The sequence below is a fragment of the Kitasatospora sp. NPDC007106 genome (assembly GCF_040634455.1).
GTDB lineage: Bacteria > Actinomycetota > Actinomycetes > Streptomycetales > Streptomycetaceae > Kitasatospora > Kitasatospora arboriphila.
Genome location: NZ_JBEYFP010001476.1, coordinates 1 through 1015, shown reverse-complemented (window position 1 = coordinate 1015; position 1015 = coordinate 1). Strand labels below are relative to the sequence as shown.

Genomic DNA, 1015 nt, shown 5'->3' with positions numbered 1-1015 from the left:
GGCCGAGCGCAGTCCGGCCGGACAGTCGGCGGGCGTCGGCCGCTGAGACGTACCGGAGCACCACCCGGGCACCGTCCCCGCAGGCCCTCGCGGCCCGCGGCGGGCGGTGCCCGTCAGCCGTCCCCGGACGCGGCACCCCCGGCGGGGTCCGCGTCCGCGGGGTCCGCACCACCCGGACCCCGCCGACACCACCGCACCACCGCACCGGCAGGACCGCACGACCAGGCACGACCAGGACCGCACCACCCGGACCGAGCAGCCGGTCCGCACCGAGGAGTCGCCCCATGCCCGACCTCACCGCTCCCGACCCCACCACGCCGGCCCTCACCGCCTTCGACCCCGCCGCCCTCGATCCCGCCGAACTGATCGGCCGTCACACCTTCGACGAGGTCTGGGGGATCCTCGTCGACGGCAGACCCTGGCCCGGACTCGGCCCGGGCGAGCCGCTCACCCTGCCCGTCCGCCACGGCGACGTCCGGGTGGACACCCAGAACTCACTCGCCGGCCTCGGCCCCGCCTGGGGACTCGGGCCGCTGCACGACATCGGCGACGAACAGGCCCGGGAGGACCTCGAACGCGCCACCATCGCCACCCACACCTTCGTCGCCCAGTCCGTCCGCGGCCTGCACCTGCCCGCCGTACCCCACTGGGCGATCGAGGCCGGCGGCAGCGCCGCCGAACGCTTCCTGCTGCGCTGGCGCGGCACCGCCGAACCGCAGCACGTCCGCGCCGTCGACGCGTACTGGTGCTCCGTCGCCGTCCACCCCGTCGACACCGCCACCACCACGGCCCGGCTGATCGCCTCCACCGGCGCGGACGTCGCCACCTGCCTGTCCACCGCGGTCGCCGCGATGGCCGGGCCCCGCCACCGGGCCGTCCCGGCCGCCGTGCTCCGGCTGGTCGCCGAGGCCGAACACGGTGCGGACGTCCGGGCGGTGGCGCGGGCCGCACTGGTCGACGGGGAGGCACTGCCGCTGTTCGCCGCACCGGCCGCCGGTCCGGCCGCCCGGCGGGC

At 77.8% G+C, this 1015-nt stretch carries 1 protein-coding gene; it reads left to right on the top strand.

Annotation, left to right across the window (positions count from 1 at the left end; translation table 11 throughout):
• Positions 1–284 precede the first annotated feature (284 nt).
• Positions 285–1015: citrate/2-methylcitrate synthase (locus ABZ641_RS39405; RefSeq protein ID WP_359989570.1), on the top strand; the 731-nt coding region annotated here is incomplete at its 3' end.